Origin of the sequence: Vibrio sp. Vb1729 (assembly GCF_033338655.1) — a bacterium.
In the GTDB taxonomy this organism is placed as follows: Bacteria; Pseudomonadota; Gammaproteobacteria; order Enterobacterales; family Vibrionaceae; genus Vibrio; species Vibrio alginolyticus.
On sequence record NZ_JAWOTB010000050.1, the window covers coordinates 57,927 to 72,586 of the forward strand.

At 47.2% G+C, this 14,660-nt stretch carries 13 protein-coding genes; 8 read left to right on the plus strand and 5 right to left on the minus strand.

Translation table 11 applies throughout. From position 1 onward, the window contains the following. Positions 1-25: 25 nt before the first annotated feature. The 5 genes from R7E29_RS21695 to R7E29_RS21715 all read right to left on the minus strand — a co-directional run bounded on the left by R7E29_RS21695 (position 26) and on the right by R7E29_RS21715 (position 5,043). Positions 26-934, minus strand: coding sequence for a hydroxymethylglutaryl-CoA lyase (locus tag R7E29_RS21695; protein ID WP_053349987.1), 909 nt, complete (start codon positions 932-934; stop codon positions 26-28). Next, positions 934-1,773, minus strand: a complete 840-nt coding sequence (locus R7E29_RS21700) for an enoyl-CoA hydratase-related protein (protein WP_054576787.1) — start codon at positions 1,771-1,773, stop codon at positions 934-936. Before R7E29_RS21700 ends, R7E29_RS21695 begins: the two co-directional genes overlap by 1 nt. Positions 1,774-1,802: 29 nt before the next feature. Then, positions 1,803-3,407, minus strand: coding sequence for a carboxyl transferase domain-containing protein (locus R7E29_RS21705; protein ID WP_053349986.1), 1,605 nt, complete (start codon positions 3,405-3,407; stop codon positions 1,803-1,805). 25 nt (positions 3,408-3,432) lie between these two features. Further along, entirely contained in the window at positions 3,433-4,602 is a 1,170-nt protein-coding gene (locus R7E29_RS21710; protein ID WP_033906946.1) for an isovaleryl-CoA dehydrogenase, read from the minus strand. A 66-nt stretch (positions 4,603-4,668) separates the two neighbouring features. Next, positions 4,669-5,043 (minus strand): MerR family transcriptional regulator, encoded by a 375-nt coding sequence (locus tag R7E29_RS21715; RefSeq protein ID WP_017821195.1) that lies wholly within the window; start codon positions 5,041-5,043, stop codon positions 4,669-4,671. A 275-nt stretch (positions 5,044-5,318) separates the two neighbouring features. Here R7E29_RS21715 and R7E29_RS21720 point away from each other — a divergent pair, with 275 nt between their 5' ends. The 8 genes from R7E29_RS21720 (at position 5,319) to cyoA (ending at position 14,659) form a co-directional block, all read left to right on the plus strand. Beyond that, on the plus strand, positions 5,319-6,530 hold the full coding sequence (locus R7E29_RS21720; RefSeq protein WP_005375769.1) for a thiolase family protein: 1,212 nt from the start codon (positions 5,319-5,321) through the stop codon (positions 6,528-6,530). Positions 6,531-6,553: 23 nt separating this feature from the next. Next, positions 6,554-8,047, plus strand: coding sequence for a CoA-acylating methylmalonate-semialdehyde dehydrogenase (locus tag R7E29_RS21725; RefSeq protein WP_031781134.1), 1,494 nt, complete (start codon positions 6,554-6,556; stop codon positions 8,045-8,047). A gap of 19 nt (positions 8,048-8,066) precedes the next feature. Continuing rightward, entirely contained in the window at positions 8,067-9,221 is a 1,155-nt protein-coding gene (locus tag R7E29_RS21730; protein WP_054576786.1) for an acyl-CoA dehydrogenase family protein, read from the plus strand. Positions 9,222-9,259: 38 nt separating this feature from the next. After that, complete coding sequence (locus tag R7E29_RS21735) at positions 9,260-10,045, plus strand: enoyl-CoA hydratase (RefSeq protein ID WP_054576785.1); 786 nt, start codon at positions 9,260-9,262, stop codon at positions 10,043-10,045. A gap of 8 nt (positions 10,046-10,053) precedes the next feature. Then, positions 10,054-11,193, plus strand: a complete 1,140-nt coding sequence (locus tag R7E29_RS21740; RefSeq protein WP_054576784.1) for an enoyl-CoA hydratase/isomerase family protein — start codon at positions 10,054-10,056, stop codon at positions 11,191-11,193. A gap of 11 nt (positions 11,194-11,204) precedes the next feature. Beyond that, complete coding sequence (mmsB, locus tag R7E29_RS21745) at positions 11,205-12,110, plus strand: 3-hydroxyisobutyrate dehydrogenase (RefSeq protein WP_005375775.1); 906 nt, start codon at positions 11,205-11,207, stop codon at positions 12,108-12,110. Between the two features lie 110 nt (positions 12,111-12,220). After that, on the plus strand, positions 12,221-12,979 hold the full coding sequence (locus R7E29_RS21750; RefSeq protein ID WP_005375778.1) for an SDR family oxidoreductase: 759 nt from the start codon (positions 12,221-12,223) through the stop codon (positions 12,977-12,979). Between the two features lie 798 nt (positions 12,980-13,777). Then, on the plus strand, positions 13,778-14,659 hold the full coding sequence (gene cyoA, locus R7E29_RS21755) for a ubiquinol oxidase subunit II (protein WP_005388604.1): 882 nt from the start codon (positions 13,778-13,780) through the stop codon (positions 14,657-14,659). Position 14,660 lies beyond the last annotated feature (1 nt).

The window sequence follows — 14,660 nt, forward strand, 5'->3', positions numbered from 1 at the left end:
AGAATTTGAGGTGCCGGATGGCCTTCTACGAAAGTGATAATACGCGGTTACGCAATGCTAATGACACTTTTGATGTAGGCTGCCGACCCAGCTCTTCACTGATCATCCAGCCAGCTTTAGCCAGTAGCTCTAAGTCGATCCCCGTTTCTATTCCTAACCCTTGGCATAAATACAGTACATCCTCCGTTGCGACATTTCCTGATGCGCCATGAGCGTATGGGCATCCACCCAGCCCAGCTACACTACTGTCGATGGTATTGATGCCCATACTCAATGCCTGATAAATGTTGGTGAGAGCTTGTCCCCATGTGTCGTGGAAATGGACAGCAAGCTGGGGAAGAGGTGCAACCAACATGACGGCTTCCAGCATAGCAGCGATACGGTTTGGCGTGCCTGTACCGATTGTGTCGCCTAGAGACACCTCATAACACCCTAAATCGATGAGTGATTTGACCACGCTCGCCACTTGTTTAGGGGCTGTCGGGCCATCGTAAGGGCAGTCGGCAACGCAGGATAGATAGCCACGAACAGGGATGCCGTGTTTGGTGGCTAATCGCATTACAGGTTCGAAGCGAGTTAGGCTTTCTGCAATCGAGCAATTGATATTGTGTTGGCAGAATCCTTCTGATGATGAAGTGAAAATCGCGACCTGATTGGCACCAGCCTCCAAGGCTTGTTCGAAGCCTTTTAGGTTTGGTGTCAGGGCAGAATAAGTAACATGATTTCGCCTTGTTATTGCTTTCATGACCTCTGTTGAGTCCGCCATTTGTGGCACCCATTTGGGCGAAACAAAAGAGCCCGCCTCAATATGCGTTAACCCAGTATCAGAGAGTAAGTTGATCAGCCGGATTTTAGTTTGGGTCGCAACAGGAGATTCATTTTGCAACCCATCTCTAGGACCTACTTCGACAATCTTTACTTTGGAAGGTAGCATTACTTGTCCTGTGACTTGGTGACCCAACTTGGGCTTCGTTTTTCAAGAAACGCTTGCAGCCCATCTTGACCTTGGGGTGATACTCTAATGTCCGCAATGAGCTTGCTAGTATAGTGAATCAGTTGTTGATCAATGGGGTTTTGATGACATTGATGGCAGAGCGTTTTTGCTTTACGCATCGCATCTGGGCTATTCAGTAGTAAAGTCTTGATTACGCTACCGACCGCACTTTCAAGCTGTTTGGCTTCTTTCACTTCGTGCACAATACCAAACCGTTCGGCATCTTCGGCTGAAATGACTTCACCACTTAAGATATAGCGTCTAGCTTGTCTATTCCCCATCGCGCGCATGACGTAAGGCGCAATGGTTGCTGGAACTAAACCAAGCCTAACTTCACTTAAGCAAAAGTTGGCACTTTGGCTTGCGATGGCGATATCACTACAACAAATCAACCCTAAAGCACCACCATAAGCGGAACCTTGAACAACTGCGATGGTGGGTTGAGGGAACGAATCTAATGTTTCCATGAGTCTTGCCAAGTTTTGGGCATCAATGAAGTTATCTTGCCTCGTGCTGTCGGCCATCGACTGCATCCAATTCAAATCGGCCCCGGATGAAAAATGCTTACCGTTACTTCTTAATACCAAGCACCGCACATCCGTTCGTAAAGCGAGATAATCTAGGCGGTGGATCAGCAAGTCGATCGTACAAGCGTCAAAAGCATTGTGTTTGGCTGTTCTGTTTAGGGTAATGGTCGCTACGCCATTATCATCGACATGCCAAAGAACATCATCTTGCCTTTGGGCGTTGGGAATAATGCTTGGTTGCATTTCCTGCATACTAACTTCCTTAATTCATCTTTGGATGTTTACATTCTGAAGACGCCAAACTCGCTATCAGGAATGGGGGCGTTTAATGCTGCCATTAACGCTTGACTCAACACCTGACGCGTTTTTTTAGGGTCAATAATTCCGTCATCCCATAGCCGAGCACTCGCAAAATAGGGATGTCCTTGTGTTTCATACAAGTCTATGATCGATTCTCTAAAAATGTGCTCTTCTTGCTCTGACCACGCTTCCCCCTGACGTTCCTTCGCGTCTTTTCGAACTTGTGTTAAAACGCCTGCTGCTTGTTCTCCGCCCATCACAGAAATACGCGCGTTCGGCCACATCCACATCATGGTTGGATCATACGCTCGGCCGCACATGCCGTAATTACCAGCGCCGTACGATCCACCGATGATCACGGTAAACTTCGGCACGTCAGCACAAGCGACGGCCATCACTAACTTGGCGCCATGTTTTGCGATGCCTTCTTCTTCAACCTTTTTTCCGACCATAAAGCCGGTAATGTTTTGGAGAAAGAGAAGCGGTATTTTCCGTTTGGCGCACAGCTCAATAAAGTGCGCGCCTTTTTGTGCCGATTCAGAAAACAAGATGCCGTTGTTTGCCACAATACCAATCAAGTGTCCTTGAATACGAGCGAAGCCACACACTAGCGTTCTGCCGTACAAGGATTTGAATTCGTCGAAATCAGAATCATCGACGATGCGGGCAATAATTTCTCGAACGTCGAATGACAGTCGTAAGTTTGCATTCACGATTCCGTAGATTTCTTCTGCGTCGTAGCGGGGAGGAAGTACGGTGTTTTCTGGCTTAACAGGTCTTGTTCTATTGGCATTGGCAATGGCTTCTCTCGCAAGCATTAGGGCATGTTCATCATTTTCAGCGTAATAATCTGCGACACCAGATTTCCGACAATGCACGTCTGCACCGCCGAGCTCTTCACCCGTCACGACTTCGCCAGTGGCCGCTTTCACCAAAGGTGGCCCCGCCAAAAAAATGGTGCCTTGCTCTTTAACCATAATGGAGACATCCGCCATGGCAGGAACGTACGCGCCCCCAGCAGTGCAAAGCCCCATCACAACAGCAACTTGGGGAATGCCTTTCGCTGACATTCTCGCTTGGTTAAAGAAAATGCGACCAAAGTGTTCTTTGTCGGGGAAGACGTCGGACTGATGAGGGAGATTTGCGCCACCGGAGTCCACCAAGTACACGCAGGGGAGTTGGCAACGTTGGGCAATCTCTTGCGCTCTTAGGTGTTTTTTTACCGAGAGTGGGTAGTAGGTTCCACCTTTTACCGAAGCATCGTTGGCGATAACCATGCATTGAATTCCCTCTATGATACCAATGCCGGCGATAACGCCAGCGCATGGGATCGCTTCGTCATACACCTGCCAGGCGGCAAACTGGCTGATTTCAAGAAAGTCAGTGTTGTCATCAAGCAAGCGCGCGATGCGTTCTCGGGCTGGGAGTTTTCCTTTTTGCCTCTGGTGCTGAATGGCTTTTTCACCGCCTCCCTGTTTGATGGTATCGATGTGTTGATTCAGTTGAGTGACCAACGTTTCCATCGCAGCTTTATTGGAAAGAAATAACTCGTCAGTTGGCTTAGTTTTACTTTTGATAATGGCCATAATGACTTCCTTGTCGTATGTTCCGTTAGCGAGATTCTTCGAACAGTTCTCGGCCTATTAACATGCGGCGAATCTCTGAGGTACCCGCGCCGATTTCATAAAGCTTTGCATCACGTAGCAAACGACCAGCAGGGTATTCATTGATGTAGCCATTCCCACCGAGCAGTTGTATTGCATCGAGTGCCATTTGTGTGGCGAGTTCTGCACTGTACAAAATCGCGCCAGCGGCGTCTTTGCGTGTTGCGTTACCTCGATCACAAGCCGCTGCGACGGTATATACATACGCTTTTGCTGCACTCATTCGAGAGTACATATCGGCGATCTTGCCCTGAACTAACTGAAACTCGCCAATGGATTTTCCAAACTGCTCTCGTTCATGTACGTACGGGACCACAATGTCCATGCAAGCTTGCATTATCCCGAGTGGTCCGGCAGCGAGGACGACGCGCTCGTAATCCAGCCCACTCATTAACACCTCGACGCCTTGATTCAACTCGCCAAGAATATTCTCTTTTGGCACTACGCAATGGTTAAATATAAGTTCGCAAGTATTCGAGCCTCTCATGCCTAGTTTGTCCAGCTTTTGAGCATGAGTGAAACCTGCGAAGTTACGTTCAATAATGAATGCGGTAATGCCACGTGAACCTGCGCTGACATCCGTTTTAGCGTAAAGCACCACTACGTCAGCATCGGGCCCGTTTGTTATCCACATTTTGTTGCCATTCAGTACAAAATGGTCGCCCTTGTTCTCCGCTTTCAGTTGCATGCTTATCACGTCTGAACCGGCATTGGGCTCACTCATCGCTAGGGCGCCAACGTGCGTACCATCAATGAGTTTTGGAAGGTATTTTTCGCGTTGAGAAGGCGTGCCGTTACGAAAGATTTGGTTGACGCACAGGTTAGAATGAGCGCCGTAGCTTAAAGCGACAGACGCAGAGGCACGGCTGATTTCTTCCATGGCAACAACATGAGCGAGGTATCCCATGCCTGCACCACCAAGCTCTTCATCGACGGTCACACCAAGCAACCCCATTTCTCCCAACAAAGGCCATAAATGATTCGGGAACTGGTTATCGCGGTCTATCTCAGCGGCGATGGGCGCAATATGTTCCGTAGCAAAGGCATTAACGTGTTCTCGGAGCATATCGATGGTATCACCAAGTCCGAAATTGAGTGGGGTATAGGTGCTTTTCATAACGTCTCCCGGTATCAGAGGTAAGGTGGAAAAGCCGATAGCGGTGTTGCTAATTGAGTATAGCGTTTATGTCTGCTTGCTTTTGAGTGTTTGAATACAACGCTCCTTAGCGGCATTCAACTCTGCCATAACGACGCTGATGTCGTTGAGTTGTTGTTGTAGGACGGCTTGTTTCTCTTCAATGATATTGAGCATTTTCAATAACTGTCCTTCGGTTTGTTGCATGTCGTAGAGCTCAAAAAGTTCACGAATTTCTGCCAACGAAAAACCGAGTCGTTTCCCTCTTAAAATCAGTTTGAGGCGAATTCTATCCCTGCGTTGATAAACGCGCATATTGCCTTTTCGCTCTGGTTCAATCAGACCCACGTCTTCATAAAACCGGATACTGCGAGTAGTAATATCAAACTCCTTGGCGAGGTCACTGATCTTGTATTTTTCCATAACATACTTACCTCGAATAAAAATCCAGTTTCTGGAAATCGAACCTTTAATGGGAAGGTCGAACATCAACTTTGAAATATAAACGCCTACTTGGTGTGTTTTTTCATCTCATTGTAAAGGCTAGTGCTATGCTTACGTAAACGTCAAGAAATCGCGGAATGAAAGTTTGTTAGTGAAAAAGGCGATAAAGGCTGGTGCGGCGCTTGGTGAGTAATTCTATGTAGGGTGTCATCAGTCTGCCAAGTGTTCACATATACCTTAAGGGAATGCGAATCATGGGAAAAGACATCTGGATTGTCAGCGCGAAAAGAACGCCAATTGGGCGCTTTCAAGGCAAGTTGCAAACTTACTCTGCTCCTCAATTAGGCGCACTGGCGATCAAGGCGGCAATGCACGAAGTGAATGTGACTTCGGTGGATGAAGTGTTCATGGGATGTGTGCTTCCAGCAGGGTGTGGACAAGCTCCTGCGAGGCAAGCATCTATGGGGGCAGATCTTCCTTTGGGTGTAGGGTGTACCACCATTAACAAAGTGTGTGGCTCTGGCATGAAGAGCGTCATGTTAGCGCACGATCTCATTAAAGCTGGAACGATTCGCTCTGCCATTGCTGGTGGTATGGAAAGTATGACCAATGCGCCGTATTTGCTGAGGGAGGCGAGAAAGGGAATGCGTATGGGGCACCAGTCTGCGTATGACCACATGTTTCTCGATGGGCTACAAGATGCTTACGAAGGGCACTTAATGGGTGTTTATGCTCAGCAAGTCGCTGACAGGCTTAAGTTCACCAGAGAGCAAATGGATGAATGGGCCGTGATGTCGGCAAAACGTGCGTTGGAAGCTCAAGAGCGAGGCTTGTTTGCCGATGAACTTTCGCCGGTTTCACTCAATACCAAGTCAGAACAAGCGGTGCTGGACTACGATGAGCACCCTCGCTCGATTGACCTTGGTAAAATTCCTCAACTCAAACCTGCATTCGATGAAAAAGGTACGGTGACCGCTGCTAATTCGAGTGCCATTTCAGATGGCGCAGCGGCTCTTGTGCTTATGGATGAAGACACTGCGCGTCATCAGGGGCTTAAACCACTTGCGATCATCAAGGCGCACTCTACACATGCCAGAAAACCTGCAGAATTTACTTTGGCACCCGTCTACGCAATTGAGCAACTGCTGTTCCAGCTAGATTGGTCAATTTATGAAGTGGACCTGTGGGAAATCAATGAAGCCTTTGCCGTCGTGACACAAATAGCGGTGGCGGAACTTGGACTAGATACGAGCAAAGTAAATATTAAAGGTGGAGCCTGTGCGCTTGGGCATCCGATAGGGGCTAGTGGCGCACGAATTCTGGTGACATTGATTCACAGTTTGCGTCAGCTACAAGCGTTAGGCACCAATGGTGATCTCGAAGCCAAAAAAGTGATGCGGGGTGTTGCGTCACTTTGTATCGGTGGTGGAGAAGCCACGGCGATAGGCATTGAAATACCGCTTTAATTGAAATCAGAAAGGAGTAAATGATGACTCGTTTGGTTCCCTTGTTTATTGGTGGCGAGTTTCGTGAATCTCAAACATCGGATTGGGTTGAGGTAACCAATCCCGCCACTAATGATGTCATTGCGTACGTTCCATGTTCCACAGAGCACGAGATGGAAGCCGCCATTGATAATGCGAAAGAGACATTCCAATCTTGGAAGGAAGTGGCAGTATCCGAGCGTGCCAGAGTCATGCTTCGCTATCAGCACTTGCTCAAAGAACATCATGATGAGCTTGCCACACTGCTTTCTCATGAGACGGGTAAGATTTTAGCGGATGCCAAAGGCGATGTGTGGCGTGGTATCGAGGTGGTTGAGCAGGCGGCAAACATTGCTAGCAACATGATGGGAGAAACCGTCGAAAACGTTGCCACGGATATTGATAGTTACTCAATGATTCAGCCCTTAGGTGTGTGTTGTGGGATCACGCCGTTTAACTTTCCTGCCATGATTCCGTTGTGGATGTTCCCAATCGCCATCGCTGCGGGCAATACGTTTGTGCTCAAACCCTCCGAACAAGTGCCATTGACCTCTATTCGTTTAGCCGAACTATTTGAGCAAGCCGGCGCGCCAAAAGGGGTGTTGCAGATCGTTCATGGCCGCAAAGAGCAAGTCGACTTTCTTCTGGCTCATCCTGATATTCGAGCGGTGTCATTTGTTGGCTCGGTTCCCGTTGCCCGTTATATCTACACCACAGGGACTAAACATTTTAAACGTGTTCAAGCTTTTGCAGGTGCAAAAAATCACATGGTGATCATGCCTGATGCAAACAAAGATCAAGTGGTGAATAACCTAATCGGAGCCTCCGTTGGGGCTGCGGGGCAACGCTGTATGGCGATTTCTGTTGCGGTATTTGTCGGTGATTCAAAACAATGGATTGCAGACCTTAAACTGGCGATGGCGAAAGTACACCCAGGACCGTGGGATGATGAGCAGGCCGCTTATGGCCCACTGATCAGTGAGCAAGCCAAACAACGCGTATTGGACCTAATTGAAGATGGCAAACAACAAGGCGCAGTGTGTGAACTCGATGGCAGTCAGTGTGAAGTGGACGGCTTTCCCGATGGAAACTGGATTGGCCCAACCTTGTTTAGCGGTGTAACAGCGAACATGTCGATTTACACGCAAGAGATATTTGGCCCTGTTTTAGTTTGTATGGAAGTCGAAACGTTGCAAGAGGCCATTGAGTTGGTGAATCGCAACCCTTACGGCAACGGAACTTCTATATTTACCGCTAATGGCGCTGCTGCGAGAAAATATCAGCATGACATTCAAGTCGGTCAAGTGGGGATTAATGTGCCAATTCCAGTCCCTTTACCATTTTTCTCCTTTACTGGTTGGAGAGGCAGTTTCTATGGTGATTTACATGCGTATGGTAAACAAGCAGTGCGTTTTTATACCGAGACCAAAACGGTGACGGCGCGTTGGTTTGATGACGATATTCCAACGGGGCTCAATCTGACCATCCAACTGCGCTGAGTGAATAAAAGGAGCTTTTATGGACTTTGAACTTAATGAAGATCAACGTGCATTTGCCGATACCGCTCAACAATTTGCCGATGAGCGTTTAGCACCGATGGCGGCGGAGTGGGATGAAAAGCAGATCTTCCCCAAAGACGTATTGAGAGAGGCGGGGGAACTGGGGTTTCTCAGTCTCTACACACCAGAAGAACATGGCGGCTTAGGGTTAAGCCGTTTGGATGCGTCAATTATCTTTGAACAACTCTCAATGGGCTGTACGTCGACGACCGCTTTCATGACTATCCACAATATGGTGAGTTGGATGATAGCCAGTTTTGCTACCGATGAAGCCAAAACGCAGTTCTGTCCGAAATTAGTTACGGGGGAGTGGTTAGGCTCCTATTGCTTAACCGAGCCTAATGCGGGATCGGATGCCGCTTCGTTGACCACAACCGCGAGCAAAAAAGGTGATACTTACGTGTTGAATGGTGGCAAAACCTTTATCTCTGGCGCAGGAGAGACAGATGTTTTGGTCGTGATGGCGCGAACCGGAGAAGCGGGTGCCAAAGGCGTGTCTGCATTTGTTGTTCCTGCTCAAACAGGTGGTATCAGCTATGGGCGCAAAGAACCCAAAATGGGTTGGAACAGCCAACCAACACGAGCGGTTACTTTTGAAAATGTCGTTATTCCAGCTAGCCATTTACTGGGCGAAGAAGGGCAAGGTTTTGTCTTTGCGATGAAAGGGCTTGATGGAGGGCGTATAAATATTGCGACCTGCTCCGTCGGTACGGCTCAACAGGCCCTTAATCAGGCGGCACGGTACATTCAAGAACGTAAGCAGTTCGGCAAGCCGCTTGCGCAGTTTCAAGCCTTACAATTCAAATTGGCAGACATGGCGACAGAGCTAGTGGCTGCGCGGCAGTTGGTGCGCTATGCCGCCAGTAAACTCGACCGAAATGACCCGGATGCCACGGCTTATTGCGCGATGGCAAAACGGTTCGCAACCGATGTGGGCTTTCAGGTTTGCGACCAAGCGCTGCAGCTTTATGGCGGCTATGGTTACATCAAAGAGTATCCAATGGAGCGTCATTTCAGAGATGTGCGTGTGCATCAAATTCTGGAGGGAACGAACGAAATCATGCGCTTGATCATCGCGCGCCGTTTGCTCTCTGAGGAATCGGCCTTGCTGTAGCGAAGTATTGGATTTGCTCATTGAGAAAGGATTCAGATATGCCATTAACCCAAGCAGCCATTCAACATACGATCACTAATCACGTTGCGGTGGTGACAATGAACAACCCGCCAGCCAATACGTGGACAGCAGAGAGCCTCAAGGCACTGAAGTCGCTGATACTCACACTTAACGATGATAAGCAGGTCTATTCATTGGTTTTAACTGGCAGTGGAGAAAAGTTTTTCTCTGCTGGTGCAGATCTCAAGCTATTTTCTGACGGTGACAAAGCGGTTGCGTTAGACATGGCGCGATGCTTTGGTGAAGCCTTTGAAACGCTCTCGGAATTCCGTGGTGTTTCCATTGCCGCTATTAATGGTTACGCCATGGGTGGAGGTTTAGAAGTGGCATTAGCTTGTGATATTCGAGTCGTTGAAGAGCAAGCGGTACTTGCTTTACCTGAAGCCAAAGTCGGACTTTTGCCCTGCGCTGGCGGTACCCAAAACCTCACAGCGTTAGTAGGGGAAGGCTGGGCAAAGCGTATCATTTTATGTGGAGAGCAAGTCAGCGCTGACAAAGCAAAAGAACTAGGCCTAGTTGAGGAGTTGGTTCCCAAAGGTGAAGCTTTAAGTAAAGCGCTGGAACTTGCTGAATCTGTTGCGAACCAGTCACCATCTTCTGTCGCCGCATGTAAGGCGCTCATTCAAAATATGCGCTCTGCGCCACTTAAGCACGGCTTAATGAAAGAGCGAGAGTTGTTTCTGAATCTTTTTGATACGGAAGATCAAGTTGAGGGTGTTCGCGCCTTTTTAGAAAAACGCCCACCGCAATGGAAAAACCGATAGGAGGCCACATGGCAGGGATGGTAACCATTAGTGAAATAGAGTGCTTAGATGGCGTGCACCGCATTGGTATCGCAACGTTAGACAACACCGCTTCATTGAATGCATTGACGTATGACATGTTAGTCCAACTTAACGATCAGCTTATCAAGTGGCAAGATGATCCACATATGGCTTGTGTGGTACTGACTGGCGCTGGAGAAAAAGCATTCTGTGCTGGTGGTGATGTTCGAGCTATGTATCACGTCATGCATAACGAGAGTAAAGAAAAAATCGTAGAGTTCTGTACGGACTATTTCTCGTTGGAGTATGAGTGTGACTATCTCATTCACACTTACAACAAACCCATTATCGGTTGGGGAGAAGGTATTGTCATGGGCGGTGGGATGGGGCTTTTTATGGGAACCAGCCATAAAGTTGTGACAACAACATCACGCCTTGCTATGCCAGAAATCAATATTGGACTGTATCCTGATGTGGGAGGTACGTGGTTTTTAAGCCAGATAGATCCGCAAGTGGGTTTATTCCTCGGATTGACAGGCTCCATGGTGAATTCAAGTGACGCTGTCACTATTGGTTTGGCCGATTGGTTACTGTTGGAAGAGCAGTATCCCACCTTACTGGATGAGCTAAAGCGGCTCCAGTGGGGCAAAGAAGATGCGAAAGAGTTGGTAACTGCGCGACTACAATTAATGGAAGAACAGGTTATTGATAGCAAACCAACCACGCAAATTTGTCCATACTTAGATCAGATAGAGGAAGCGTGCAAAGGCTTTGATCTTAATGCGATAGCACAGCGAATCATGGCTATCGACGGGAACAGTCAGTGGATAGAAAACGCGAAACAAACGTTCGCATCGGGCAGTCCGATCACCGCGCATATTTGCTTCAGACAAGTGAAAGAATACCACAGCTTACCGCTTGCAGATTGCTTCCGTTTAGAGTTGAGTTTGTCGGTTCGCAGTGCCTTATTAGGTGAGTTTAAAGAGGGCGTCCGTTCTCGGCTTATTGACCGGGATGGCGAACCTAACTGGATGTTTAACAGTGTCAGTGAAGTCGATGAAGATGTCATCGATACCTTGTTTACCTCACTTTGGCCGGATGACGAACATCCGCTTGCTGATTTGGGTGAACAAACACTAGGTCAATAAGGAGAATGATCATGAGTACCATCGCATTTATCGGTTTAGGAAGAATGGGGCATCCGATGGCGCAAAACTTACTCGCGTCTGGATTTAACGTGCAAGTATTCGATGTCGATAGCGAAGCCGCAAAGCAACTAGTACCTTTTGGTGCGGTGGTGGCGAGCTCTATTGAGGAAGTCGTGGATGGTGCTAGCACAGTCATCACGATGCTACCAGCAGGGTCTCACGTTCGTTCCGTGTATCTTGGTGACTTACATGGTGGCGTAGGTGTCCTCAATCTTGTCTCGCCAAGTACCTTGATGATTGATTGTTCAACCATTGATCCGGACTCTGCGCGATTAGTCGCCAATGAAGCGGCAAATAAACGCGTGTTGTTTGTCGACGCGCCCGTTTCGGGGGGCGTTGCTGGCGCTAAAGCGGCGACATTAACCTTTATTGTTGGTGGTTCGGATCAAGCGTTTTCTAAAGCCAATGCCATTTTGCAGTATATGGGAAAAAATGTTTTCCATGCTGGCAAAGCAGGCGATGGTCAAATGGCGAAAATCTGTAACAACCTTATGCTCGGCATTTTAATGTCTGGTACGTGCGAGGCATTAAACCTAGGTATCGATCATGGACTCGATCCAAAAGTGCTATCAAACATCATGCTGCAAAGCTCTGGCCGAAATTGGGCATTGGAGCTTTACAATCCTTGCCCAGGCGTGATGGACAGTGCGCCAGCCAGTCACGATTACCAACCGGGCTTTATGAGCAAACTCATGCTGAAAGATCTCGGCTTGGGGTTAGATGCGGCGTTACAAACACATTCTTCGGTTCCGATGGGGTCGTTAGCGCGCAACTTATATTCTTTCCACAACGCGAGCGGCCACGGCGAACTCGATTTCTCAAGCTTATTTGAGTTATACAAGAGTAAGAAAGGCTAGACCGAGTTTTGTGACAAACCAGCCCGAGATGGTGACGTAAAACGCGCATCATTTCGGCCAACTTAGACTGGTTGAGATAGAGAACATTACGAGCTATGGAGTGCACCAATATGGACATAAAAAGTAGTGTTATTGCCATTACAGGAGCAGGGCAGGGGCTTGGGCAAATGATGGCCATTACCCTTGCTCAAGCTGGCGCTGATTTAGCGTTGTTGGATGTAAACGCCAGTGGCTTAATGGAAACACAAGAGCAGTGTCGAATGCTGAGTGCGAAAGCGTTGACATATCAAGTGGATGTTACCAACGAAATCGACGTTGAAACCACGTTTGAAGCGATTATCCAAGATTTTGGTCAACTCAATGGGTTAGTCAATAACGCTGGCGTATTAAGAGATGGGTTACTTGTAAAAGCAAAAGATGGCGTGATCAGTAAGATGTCTTTGGATCAATTCAATTTGGTCATGAACGTTAACGTGACAGGAACATTTTTGTGTGGGCGTGAAGCTGCCGTCAAGATGATTGAGAGTGGATCCCAAGGCGTTATCATCAATATTTCTAGTGTTGCGAGAGCAGGAAATATCGGACAAACCAATTATTCTGCGTCAAAAGCGGCGGTCGCGACCATGGCGACAACATGGGCCCGTGAGCTCGCAAGATACGGTATTCGTGCGGCGGCGGTTGCACCAGGTGTAGTACACACCGCGATGGCAGAGCAAATGAAACCCGAAGCCATAGAGCGATTAGAAAAGATGATCCCAGTTGGCAGGATGGGCGAAACAAGCGAAATCGCGCATGCAGTAAAATACATTATTGAGAGTGATTACTTTACTGGCAGGGTTTTAGAAGTGGATGGCGGTATTCGTATGTAAGTGACTACTGAAATAAGGCTCTGATAGACCTGAATAATAAGTTTCTTTCCATTTCAGCATTTTCTATGTTGTGGAGTGCCAATTCTGCGCAACCCAAATGTATTTACAACTTATGTTTGGATTTACCTTGAGAATGATTTCTCACAATCCAATAAAGAGATGTAAATACCACTCAAATATTAAGTGAAATCATTAATTTGATGTTGATCACACTTTTTGTTTTTTAGTTTCCGCTTCTCATTAAGGCTATCTGCGTAAATGAAGTTGATAGTCAGTCTCATCAATTTTAAGTTTCAACTATTTGTTTTTAAATAATTAATTGTTGAAGCACGAGAAATTCGTGTTGAGGTTAATATTCTATTTAAAGTGTGTAACTTCCATTAATGGAAGGTTAGTTTCCAGTTGTGGCTAATGAGCTTTAACTTTTTACTCCTCATAATGCGCCAAATGTAACATAGTGTTTCAAAGTGTAACAATAAACTCACACTAAGAGTGTGGTTTTGATCTCCACTCAATTCCGTTTTGTTTCGCTCTGAACCCGACGTTACTCATGCTCAACACATAAACATTCTAATGACTATAACAACTGGTTCTTGGCTTGATACCAATCGTATCGTAGCAAATAACGGTTCATTCTAGCTGGTTAAATGCTTGATGACGAAGTTGAAAAATTGTAAGTAGAATAACTACTTATCGAGGTTTTTTCTTGTTCTCATACATTACCTCTGCGCTATTTGTGAGCTCTTATTTACTTTGATTGGCATCTGCTTTGAAACCAGACAACCATCGAGAAAGTTAATGGAAGCCTCAAGATATAAACGCATCTTGTCGAGGGGAAGTTTGGCGTCCGTCATACTTATGCTCTCAGGATGTAATTCAGCTTTACTTGACCCCAAAGGTGCCATTGGTGTGCAAGAAAAAGAGTTAATTATTACTGCTCTTTTGCTGATGTTGATCGTTGTAATCCCTGTGATTTTAATGACGATTTACTTCGCTTACCGATACCGCGCCTCTAACACTGAAGAAGAGTACGCACCCGAGTGGTCACACTCGACCAAAATCGAAGTGGTGGTATGGACAATTCCAATCATCATCATTGCGATTCTTGCGACGATCACATGGCGTTCGACTCATGAACTAGAGCCCTCCAAACCATTGGAAAGTGATGTTAAACCAATGACCATCGAAGTGGTGTCACTCGATTGGAAATGGTTGTTCATCTATCCAGAAGAAAACATTGCGACGGTAAACTATGTGGCGTTCCCGAAAGACGTGCCAGTGCAGTTCAAACTGACTTCGGACAACATTATGAACGCGTTTTTCATCCCTCGCTTAGGTACACAGATCTACGCGATGCCAGGAATGGTAACCAAGCTCAACCTGATAGCGAACCACGAAGGTGACTACAAGGGTTTTGCATCGAACTACAGCGGCGAAGGCTTTTCGCAAATGAAGTTCACAGCTTCAGCAATGTCTGATCGTGCTGCGTTCCTAAATTGGGTGCAGAAAGTGAAGGCGAGCCCTGATCGTATTGAAGATTGGGAGCAATACAGCTCACTGGCAGCGCCAAGTATCGCAGAGCCAGTCACTTTGTTCTCTAGCGTTCCTCCGTTCTTGTTCACCGACGTTGTGACTCAGCATCCTGGTTCAATGAACTGTTTGCCTGAAAACCAAGGATAAT

Excerpts from the sequence above, each read along its gene's own strand:
- R7E29_RS21725 (WP_031781134.1), top strand. The coding sequence starts at position 6,554 with ATGACTCGTTTGGTTCCCTTGTTTATTGGTGGCGAGTTTCGTGAATCT.
- R7E29_RS21735 (WP_054576785.1), top strand. The coding sequence starts at position 9,260 with ATGCCATTAACCCAAGCAGCCATTCAACATACGATCACTAATCACGTT.
- R7E29_RS21710 (WP_033906946.1), bottom strand. The coding sequence starts at position 4,602 with ATGAAAAGCACCTATACCCCACTCAATTTCGGACTTGGTGATACCATC.
- R7E29_RS21750 (WP_005375778.1), top strand. The coding sequence starts at position 12,221 with ATGGACATAAAAAGTAGTGTTATTGCCATTACAGGAGCAGGGCAGGGG.
- R7E29_RS21720 (WP_005375769.1), top strand. The coding sequence starts at position 5,319 with ATGGGAAAAGACATCTGGATTGTCAGCGCGAAAAGAACGCCAATTGGG.
- R7E29_RS21700 (WP_054576787.1), bottom strand. The coding sequence starts at position 1,773 with ATGCAGGAAATGCAACCAAGCATTATTCCCAACGCCCAAAGGCAAGAT.
- R7E29_RS21740 (WP_054576784.1), top strand. The coding sequence starts at position 10,054 with ATGGCAGGGATGGTAACCATTAGTGAAATAGAGTGCTTAGATGGCGTG.
- R7E29_RS21715 (WP_017821195.1), bottom strand. The coding sequence starts at position 5,043 with ATGGAAAAATACAAGATCAGTGACCTCGCCAAGGAGTTTGATATTACT.
- R7E29_RS21730 (WP_054576786.1), top strand. The coding sequence starts at position 8,067 with ATGGACTTTGAACTTAATGAAGATCAACGTGCATTTGCCGATACCGCT.
- R7E29_RS21705 (WP_053349986.1), bottom strand. The coding sequence starts at position 3,407 with ATGGCCATTATCAAAAGTAAAACTAAGCCAACTGACGAGTTATTTCTT.
- R7E29_RS21695 (WP_053349987.1), bottom strand. The coding sequence starts at position 934 with ATGCTACCTTCCAAAGTAAAGATTGTCGAAGTAGGTCCTAGAGATGGG.
- mmsB (WP_005375775.1), top strand. The coding sequence starts at position 11,205 with ATGAGTACCATCGCATTTATCGGTTTAGGAAGAATGGGGCATCCGATG.
- cyoA (WP_005388604.1), top strand. The coding sequence starts at position 13,778 with ATGGAAGCCTCAAGATATAAACGCATCTTGTCGAGGGGAAGTTTGGCG.